At 73.0% G+C, this 9242-nt stretch carries 7 protein-coding genes and 1 pseudogene; 4 read left to right on the forward strand and 4 right to left on the reverse strand.

Annotation, left to right across the window (positions count from 1 at the left end):
- Positions 1-56: 56 nt before the first annotated feature.
- Positions 57-1016: a hypothetical protein gene (locus KUM40_RS41335; RefSeq protein ID WP_254395158.1), complete on the reverse strand. Its 960-nt coding sequence runs from the start codon at positions 1014-1016 to the stop codon at positions 57-59.
- A 405-nt stretch (positions 1017-1421) separates the two neighbouring features.
- Here KUM40_RS41335 and KUM40_RS15870 point away from each other — a divergent pair, with 405 nt between their 5' ends.
- Both KUM40_RS15870 and KUM40_RS41340 read left to right on the forward strand, forming a co-directional pair.
- On the forward strand, positions 1422-2084 hold the full coding sequence (locus KUM40_RS15870) for a papain-like cysteine protease family protein (RefSeq protein ID WP_217166612.1): 663 nt from the start codon (positions 1422-1424) through the stop codon (positions 2082-2084).
- A gap of 7 nt (positions 2085-2091) precedes the next feature.
- Entirely contained in the window at positions 2092-3045 is a 954-nt protein-coding gene (locus tag KUM40_RS41340) for a hypothetical protein (RefSeq protein ID WP_254395159.1), read from the forward strand.
- A 61-nt stretch (positions 3046-3106) separates the two neighbouring features.
- Here the strand turns inward: KUM40_RS41340 and KUM40_RS15880 are convergent, their stop codons facing one another.
- Positions 3107-3787: a nitroreductase family protein gene (locus KUM40_RS15880; RefSeq protein ID WP_217166613.1), complete on the reverse strand. Its 681-nt coding sequence runs from the start codon at positions 3785-3787 to the stop codon at positions 3107-3109.
- Between the two features lie 149 nt (positions 3788-3936).
- On the opposite strand from KUM40_RS15880, the pseudogene KUM40_RS15885 reads away from it, so the two are divergent.
- Positions 3937-4419: pseudogene (locus KUM40_RS15885) on the forward strand (Lrp/AsnC family transcriptional regulator); the annotation flags it as partial.
- A gap of 164 nt (positions 4420-4583) precedes the next feature.
- Here KUM40_RS15885 and KUM40_RS15890 read toward each other — a convergent pair.
- Together KUM40_RS15890 and KUM40_RS15895 are read right to left on the reverse strand one after the other, a co-directional pair.
- A complete protein-coding gene (locus KUM40_RS15890; protein ID WP_308401159.1) occupies positions 4584-5432 on the reverse strand; it encodes a patatin-like phospholipase family protein in 849 nt (282 codons plus the stop codon).
- A gap of 102 nt (positions 5433-5534) precedes the next feature.
- Complete coding sequence (locus KUM40_RS15895) at positions 5535-7430, reverse strand: FAD-dependent monooxygenase (RefSeq protein WP_217166615.1); 1896 nt, start codon at positions 7428-7430, stop codon at positions 5535-5537.
- 232 nt (positions 7431-7662) lie between these two features.
- Between KUM40_RS15895 and KUM40_RS15900 the strand changes: the two genes are divergently transcribed.
- Positions 7663-9171, forward strand: a complete 1509-nt coding sequence (locus KUM40_RS15900; protein ID WP_308401160.1) for a SchA/CurD-like domain-containing protein — start codon at positions 7663-7665, stop codon at positions 9169-9171.
- Positions 9172-9242: the final 71 nt, after the last annotated feature.

Below are 9242 nucleotides of genomic sequence, written 5' to 3' on the forward strand. Positions count from 1 at the left end.
GCTTCGGCCGGGACGGACTGTCCAGACACCGAGTGCACCCGGCGGGGCGCCGTAGGTCAGTCCCACTCCCAGGCCAGGCCCACGATGCCCGGACTGGAGTCCTGTTCTGTCAGGTGGGCGCTGTGGTACGCGTTGAGGGGGAGCTGGGTCACGCGGTGGCGGGGGGCGTGGGCGGAGCGGCGGGTGAAGCGGTAGCAGCGGACCGGGAGGTTCGGCGGGGTGAAGTAGACCTGGAGGAGGTAGTGGCCCACCGGGTAGCGGAAGCCTCGGGTGTACTCGGTGCACTCGCCGCCGGTGCCGTCGGTGATGCGGTAGCGGAAGGGCTGGGTCTCGCCGAGGGACAGGGGGCGGTCGAAGACCAGTTCCACCGCGAGGAGTGAGGACGCCTGGTCGCTGCGTACGCGGCCCAGGCGGCAGTTGTCCTGGGGGTCGATCCGCACCCGGGTGATGTCGCAGCCGGGGTCGCCCTCGTAGATGGAGACGTACCGGTCGACGTTGCCCCGGTGTGCGCGGACCAGTTGCTGGATCTCGCGGCGCCACAGTTCGCGCCGGGGGCCGAGGCGTACCTGCTCGGACTGGCTCACCGTGTGGAGGCGGTCCTCGGTGGGGCAGTCGAGTTGGTCCAACAGGTTGAGTATTGCGGTGTCTTGGCCGATGAGTTCCTGGTAGCGGCGGGCCGCCCTGGTGGTGCCCGTGGCTCCGCCGTGTGCCGGCTCCAGCAGGCGGACCAGGGCGCCGGGGGCGATGTCCAGGATGTGTTCGAGTGCCCTGACCACCTGCACCGACTCGGTCCTGGCCGGTACCCGTTCCCCGCGCTGCCAGTAGCTGAGGCTGGTCACACTGACCTGGAGGCCCTGTTCTGCCAGGTGGTGGCGGATCCGGTGCAGGGCGAGGCCGCGCCGTCGGACGGCCGTGCGCAGCGCCAGGTGGAAGGGGCCGCTGCGCAGCGCCTCGGTCAGGGACTCGTCCGACGGTTCGCCCTGAGCCGCGCTGCTGGGGCGTCTGTCGGTACGCATCACACATCACCTCCGCCGTTGCCCGGTCCCGTGTGCTTCGAGTGGATGTTCACACAGCCGGCGGCCGAAGGCACCGGGTCGGACGGGACGATTCCACGGCCGGTGCGCGGACGGTCCGCGGGCGGGCCGGGGGCGATGCGGGCGGGCTGGGCAGACGGGGCTCCGGTGCGGTCCGGTCCGGCTCGTGCGCCGTTCACAGGTGTTCACACCCGGTTCACCGCCGAACCGGCCCGGTTTCCCCGCACCTTGAACGACCGGCCGCGCGGTCCGATTCTCGAGCCACTCCCCCCGGCCGGCCCCGACGGTCCCGGCTCCCGGTGCCTGGTTCTGCCTGGTTCTGCCCGGTTCCTGCCGTTCTCCCCTGGGTCCGGCCGGTGGTTCACCATCCCCACAAGGAGGCCATCCATGCGCTTGTCCCGGTCACTACGGACACGGCGACGGTGGGCCGTGGCGCTCGCGCTCTCCGCGAGCGTCGGACTGCTCACCCCCTCGGTGGCGTCGGCGGCGTCTTCGCCGTCCGGCCACGCGGCGCCGCCGTCCACCGTCACTCGCTCGTCGGTCGGCGGCAGCGGTACCCAGGCCGAGTGGACCTGGCGTCGGCTGAACATCTCCATGCAGGCACAGCAGTTGAGCAACTGGTGCTGGGCCGCGACCGGCGACACCGTCGCGGAGTACTACGGCCGCGACTACTCGCAGAACCAGTTCTGCAATCTCGCCTTCGGCCGGGCAGTGAACAGCTCCTGCCCCAACTGGCAGGCCACCCTCGGCAACGACCAGCGGGCGTTCGACTCGATGGGCATCAACCCTGGCCGGTACGTCAACGGCTACCTGAACTACGACACGATCACCAGGGAGATAGACGCCGATCGCCCGGTGATGTCACGCATCCAGTGGCAGTCCGGCGGCGGTCACATGCTGACCGTCTACGGCTACGACGTCAGCAGGAACTGGGTGTACTGGGGCGACCCCTGGCCGTCGAGCAACCGCTACAACTGGGCCACCTACAGCTACTACGTCAACAACGGCTCGTTCTTCTGGACCCACTCCCTCTACGGCATCGGAGCGTGAGCCCGGCATGCGAACACAACGCCGACACACCGCCCGGCCGACCCGACGCCGTGCCGCCCGGCTGATCGCGCTTCCCGGCGTGGCCCTGCTCGGGCTGGGTCTGGCGGCCCAAGCCGCACCCGCGGTCGCCGCTGTCGCCGCCGTCACCGCCGTCGGCCAGGCGGGGCCTTCCGACACCCCTGTGGTGGCCGACGCTCCCACCGCGGCGCAACTGTCCGACGCCCACCGGGCCGCCGGGTCCGCGGCCACCCTGCGGGTCCTGGAGAGCTTCTTCGCCCGCGACGGCCTCCCGCCCGGCCAGAAGGGCAGACTCAGCCCCGCCCAGGAGGCCACGGCGGCCGAGGCGGCCGATCCGCGCCTGGTCGGCGGGACCGTCCCGGTGTACTCGCTCAACCCGGAGTTCGTCACCGCGACCTCGGCCGAGCGGACCCCGGTGGCCACGATGGAGTTCGCCGCGTCCGAGGCGGTCGACGCCGACGGCGACACCGCCTCGGTGTGGACGGCCCGGGTCTCCGGGAAGTGGCAGGTGGTCAACATCGCCACGGGGAGCGACGAGACCGACTACGCGGCCCGTGCCGAGGCCGGGTCGGTGGTCTTCCGGGAGCCCCAACTGAACGCCTGGTACCGGGTGACCGACGGCCGGGTGATGCCGCTGAACAAGGAGGCCCGCGCCTCTGTCGGCGCCGGGGGCACCGGCCTGGCGCGCTACCAGCGCCTGGTGCACCGGCGGTACGCCGACAAGATGCCGGGGTCCACGTACGACGAGGGCGGCTACGCCGGGGGGTACGACACCGGGGCCGAGCGGACACAGGGCTCCGCGGACGCCCGCGCGGACTCGGGGGCGACGGACACCGCGTCGGTCGCCGCGGGGACGGTTGCCCTCGCGGGGGCCGGGGTGGCCGGGGTGACCGGGGTGGCCGGCGGATGGTTGGTCCGTCGGCGCCGGCTCGCGAGGAGGTGACCCGGACCTGAGCCGACGGCCCCCGACGCGCGTACGGCACGCGTACGGCGATCGGGGGCCGTCAGCGCGGGGGCTCGCAGATCGCCTCTGCCAGGGGCTTTCGGGTCAGGGCCGGGACCTCGCAGTCGGGTGCGGCGTAGCCGACGGGGAAGAGGATGTAGGGGCGTTCGTTGCCGGGGCGCTCGCAGATCTTGGTGAGGAAGCCCATCGGGTTGGGTGTGTGCGTCAGGGTGCTCAGCCCCATCGCGTGCAGTGCGGCGATGAAGAGGCCGCAGGCGATGCCCACGCTCTCGTTCACGTAGTAGTTCTTGCGCAGGGAGCCGTCCGGCAGCGCGGTGCTCTTCTCGGCGAAGCAGACCACGATCCACGGCACGACGTCGAGGAAGCTCTTGTCGGAGTCCGTTTCGAGGCGGGCGAGCGCGGCGCGCCACTCGGGCGGGATCCGGCCGCCCTCGTAGTTGACCCGTTCCTCCTCCTCGGCGGCGACCCGGATGCGGTGCTTCGTCTCGGCGTCGCCGATCACGGCGAACCTCCACGGCTGGAAGTGGGCGCCGGAGGGTGCGGTGTTCGCCGCGGCGACGGCGAGGTCGACGCACTCCCGCGGGACCGGCTCGTCGCTGAAGAACCGCACGCTGCGCCGGCGGTCGAGGAACGAGAGGAAGTCCCGCCCCCGCCGGACCATTTCGGTCTCGTCGTACCGGTCGGGTCGGTAGGGGATGAAGGGGTGCGTGTGCTGCCTCACGGACTTCACGGGTCTCCTCGTGGAGTGGACGGGGAGCACATAGGGTGGGATGGAGAGTGTCGAATGGGCAACTGGCGGATTCCTTTGCTGCTTATTTGGCAGGAAAGACCGGATCCGGTCGCCATTCAGGTGACAGATCGGCAGGTACGGTGGCACGACAGGGACTCGACCGGCTCGACGGCCGGATGCTGCGGCTGCTCCGGGAACGTCCGCGTGAGGGCCTGCTGGAGGTGGCCCGCCGACTCGGCGTCGCCCGCGGCACGTTGCAGGCGCGGCTCGATCGGCTGACCGGCTCCGGCGTGGTGACCGGCTACGGGCCGGAGGTGGACGTCGCCGCCCTCGGGCACGTGGTCCAGGCGTTCACGACCTTCGAGGTGGACCAGCCGGCCCGCGAGGCCATCGCGGCGCGCCTGCGGACCGTTCCGCAGATCCTGGAGGCCCACATCGTGACGGGCCCCGGCGACATCTGGTGCCGCATCGCGGGCACGAGCAACCAGCATGTGCAGCAGGTGATCGACCATGTGCTGGAGGTGCCGGGGGTGCGGCGCAGCACGACGGTCATCGCCCTGAGCGCGGTCGTCCCCTACCGCGTCCAGCCCCTGGTCGACGAGGTGTCCGGTCTTTCGGAACCTTCGGACGCGCGACGCGGAGGGACGGTCGACGGGGGCGGCGCGAGGCCCCCTCCCCCGGCCCCGTCGTCGGTGCCCGGTGACACCCAGCGGTCATGAGCGGGGAGTCCTGTGACGGGGCTTTCAACTGGCGGGAGTTCCCCGCGGTTCCGGTCCCCGGTCGCGTTCTATCTGACGGTGGCCGAAAAGATCTCCCCGATGCGTTCCGCGTGGAGCGCGCCCTGGCGCCGGCCTTCCCGCGCCGCCCCCGGGATGCGGGCGGCGTCCAGGGGGTTGCGGCCGAAGGCGCGGCGGGCCGCCCGGTCGGGGACGAGCAGCGCGGTCCGGGCGCCGTGCGCGGCGAGGGTCTCGGCCTGGGACCGGGCGCTCGGGCTCGCTCCCGCGCCCTTGGGGATCGGGGCCAGTACGACGACCCGCGCACAGTCGTCGACCAGGTCGGCGTTGGTCGTGGAGCGTACGCCGCCGTCCATCCAGCGGCCCGAACCGATGGAGATCGGCGGGAAGAGGGGCGGCAGTGCGCAGGTGGCCGACATGGCGTGCAGCAGGTCGACTCCGCTGTCGGCGTCGAAGGAGGTGGGTTCGCCGGTGAGCGCGTCGACGGCGAACATCCGGACGGTCCGCTCGGGCCAGTCCCGGACCGGCAGTTGGGCGCCGATGGCGTCGAAGACCGCGGTCTGCGGCACGTCGCGCACGGAGAGCGCGAGCCGGCCGATGCGCTCGACCACCGTCTTCGGGTCGCGTGATCCGAGCGCGGCCCACAGGTACCTGAGTGTCATGGTGAACGTGAAGTCCACGTCCATCATGGCCCGTTCGCGGTTGAGCTGCTCCTTGTACAGGTCCGCCGGGGCCGACCCCCGGGCCAGGTCCAGCGCCAGCAGCGAGCCCGCCGACGTGCCGGCGACGACGTCGGCGTCCGCGAGGTGCACCCCGGCGTCGGCCAGTCCCGCCAGTACGCCCACCTGCCACCCGTAGGCGGTCAGGCCGCCCCCGCCCAGCACCAGCGCCGTCTCCGCCACGTCCGGCCCACCCCTTCCCATACCGGGGAGCACTCCCCGTTTAGCTGTTCGTCCAGACGGTAACAGGTAAACGGGGAGTGGTCCACGTTTTGGGCGGTGGCCTCACGTGCGGGCGAGTACCGTCCCCACCACCTGACGCAGCATCGACTCCGGGTCCGGGGCGGGGCCCGGGGAGCGCCAGGCCACGAAGCCGTCGGGGCGGATCAGGACCGCGCCGCCGCGGGTCACTCCGTGGGCCCGCGCCCAGTCGGTCTCCTCCTCGTCCGGGATCAGGTCGGCTCCGGGTGTCCCGCCCACGCGGTACGACTTCAGCGGGACCCGCATTACGGCTGCCACCTCCGTCGCCGCCTCGTGCCAGCCGGTGGGCTGGGCGGCGTCGCTGAGCAGGACCAGGGAGTCCTCGTAGAGGTCCAGGGTGGAGACGCGGGCGTCGCCCCGGCGGAGCCAGAGGTGCGGGGCCCTGCTGCCGGGCGCGCCGGTGAGGTCGAGGCCTTCCGGAACCACCGGGGTCGCCGGGTCGGCGCCGACCACCGCGCCCTGGGGGTAGCGGTAGCCGAGGGCGACGTTGAGGATGCCGCGCTGCGGGCCGCCACCGGGGGCGCCGGGGCCGCCACCACCGGGCGCACCGCCGGGACTTCCCGGACCGCCGAAACCACCTGGCGCACCACCCGGGCCACCGGGACTACCCGGCGCACCACCCGGACCACCGGGAACGCTGGGACCACCCGACGCACCACCGACACCGCCGGACGCACCCCTCGGGCCGCCGGATCCACCGGGACCGCCGGGACCACCGGGCGCCCCGCCACCACCCACGACCGGCGGCGGGGCGAAGCCCGGGTGGCTGTGTTCCACCGAGCGGGCCGCGGCTCGGGCGCTGGTGGCCTCCGCGACCGGGCGGCGTTCCGTGTCGTAGGTGTCCAGGAGGGCCTCGCCCGCCCAGCCCTCCAGGACGGCGGCAAGTTTCCAGGCGAGGTTGTGGGCGTCCTGGATGCCGGTGTTGGAGCCGAAGGCGCCGGTGGGGGACATCTCGTGGGCCGAGTCGCCGGCGAGGAGGACGCGGCCGGAGCGGTAGCTGCGGGCGACGCGCTGGGCGGCGTGCCAGGGGGCCTTGCCGGTGATCTCGACGTCGAGGTCCGGGTCGCCGATCGCGCGGCGGATGTGGGCGGCGCAGCGCTCGTCGGTGAAGTCCTCGACGGTTTCGCCCTGTTCGGGGTGCCAGGGGGCGTGGAAGACCCAGTTCTCTCGGTTGTCGACGGGCAGCAGGGCGCCGTCGGCGTTCTCGTCCGTCAGGTAGCAGACGATGAAGCGGCGGTCGCCCACGACGTCGGCGAGGCGGCGGGAGCGGAAGGTGATGCTGACGTTGTGGAAGAGGTCGCCGGGTCCGCTCTGGCCGATGCCGAGCTGCTCACGGACGGGGCTGCGGGGGCCGTCGGCCGCGACCAGGTAGTCCGCGCGGATGGTGGTGTGCTCGCCGGTCTCCCGGCTCTTCACGATCGCCGTGACGCCCTCGGCGTCGGCCTCGAACGAGAGCAGTTCGGTGCCGAAGCGCAGGTCGCCGCCGAGGCTGGTGGCGTGGGTGAGGAGTTCGGGTTCCAGGTCGTTCTGGCTGCACAGGCACCAGGAGCTGGGGCTGAAGCGGGCGAGCCCGCCACCCGCGTCGATCTGCTTGAACAGCCACTCCCCCGCGTCGCCGACCAGTGTGGGCGCCTGCAGGATGCCGTGGTTGTCGGCCAGGGTGGCGGCCGCCCTGCGGATGTCCGGCTCGGTGCCGGCCACCCGGAAGATCTCCATCGTGCGGACGTTGTTGCCACGCCCGCGCGGGTGGATGGAGGTGCCGGCGTGGCGCTCGACCAGGGTGTGCCGGACGCCCAGCCGCCCCAGGAACACCGAGGTCGACAGGCCCACCAGGGATCCGCCGACGACGAGGACCGGGACGCGGTGGGTCCGGTCGGCCCCAGGGGTGGCTCCGCCGGACCGGTCGGCTCTTTCGTTCATGGTTCGTCCTCCGTTGGGCGACAGTTGTGCGCCGGGGCCTTTATGCATGCCCCGTACGGCCCGGAGAGGCCCGCGGTGGCGCAGGCTTCACCCGCTTAACCCTCCTGGATCGCGGTCCCCGCGGGCACGGCCCACGATCGTGCTTACGCGACCGTCGTAACCCGCCTGCCTGGCGCGCCGCGACGATCGCCCCCAGTCCACGAGGAAGTTCCCCGGAGAAGAGGTGGGCCGGATGACGGTCTCTCCCGTCGTTGCGACGGATGCCGTGTCGGTGGATGCCCCGACCACGGACGCGACCGGCGCGACAGGCGCGACCGACGCGACGAACACCGCGGCGGTGTCGGCCGCCGTGGCGGCGGAAGCGGGCGGCGTGTCGATATCCGCGTTCGACGGAGCCCGCGTACGGGTCGTCCTGATGCTGGACATCCACGACGGAATGCAGCAGGAGTTCCTGGACGCCTACGAGCGCGTCCGCGACCGGGTCGCCGCCGTGCCGGGACACGTCAGCGACCAGTTGTGCCAGTCCCTGGAGAACCCGACCCAGTGGCTCCTCACCAGCGAGTGGGAGAGCGCCGCGCCCTTCCTTGCCTGGGTCAACAGCGACGAGCACCTGGACACCGTCGAGCCGCTGCAGGACTGCGTCCGCGACACCCACTCGCTGCGTTACAGCGTCCTGCGGGAGACCGACGGCGCCCTCCCCGCGCCCGGCGAGCCGCGCTCCGCGCCCCGGGTCGGGGGCAACATCGTGCGGCATGCCCTGACCTTCACCGTGCGGCCCGGCAGCGAGGCCGAGACCGCCCGGCTGCTGTCCGAGTACGTGTCGCCCGACGCCCACGTGGACGACTCCACGCGGCTGCTGCGGACCTCGCTCTTCATGCACGGCAACCGGATCGTGCGGGCCGTGGAGGTGCGGGGCGACCTCCAGACCGCGCTGCGTCACGTCGCCCGGCAGCCCGGGGTGCGCGCGGTCGAGGAGGCGCTCGACCCGTATCTGGAGCAGGACCGGGATCTACGTGATCCGCAGTCCGCCCGGCGGTTCTTCACCCGCGCCGCCATGCCGGCCGTCCACCACGCGACGTCCCGCGACCGGGCCGGCGCGCGCGTGCAGCGGCTCGCGCTGCTGTATCCGGTGCGCACCGGCGCCGGTCCGGAACTGGCGCGGCTGCTGGCCCGCCAGGACGCGGCCACCGCGCGGGACCCCGAGAGCCCGGTGCTCGCCGCCACCGTCTTCCACCGCGACGACCTCGTCGTACGCCTCGTCGACGTGGCCGCCGACCCCGAGGACGCACCCGCCGCCGTCCTGGGCCTGCCCGGGGCCGACGGTGCCGCGAGGGCCGGCGGTGCCGCAGGGGCCGCGGCGACCCCGGGGGCCGTCGGTGCCGCCGGTGCCACGGGGGCCGCAGGTGCCACCAGTCCCGCCGGTGCCGCGAAGGCCACCAGTGCCGCCGGTATCACGGAGGCCACCAGTCCCGCCGGTATCACCGGGGCCACCAGTGCCTCGGAGGCCGCAGGTACCGCCGGTGCCAGCGATGCCAGCGGTGTCGCCGGTGCCAGCGGTACCCCAGGCGCCGCCGGTGCCACAGGCGCCCCCGGTACCCCAGGCGCCGCAGGTATCGCGCGGCTGCTGGATCTCGACGCCGTCGGTGTCGACGGGCCGCCGGACGAGGCTCGCACGCTGTCCCGGCTGCTCGCCCGGGTCCGTATGACGCCCCTGACCGACCGGCGTTCGGCCGGCTCCTGAACCAGGCTTCCCCGACCGTGCGGACGGCCGGGCCCGACGGCGCGTCCGCCGGTCCGCACGGACCCCTCCCC

Source organism: Streptomyces sp. AC512_CC834, from assembly GCF_019049325.1.
Classification (GTDB): domain Bacteria; phylum Actinomycetota; class Actinomycetes; order Streptomycetales; family Streptomycetaceae; genus Streptomyces.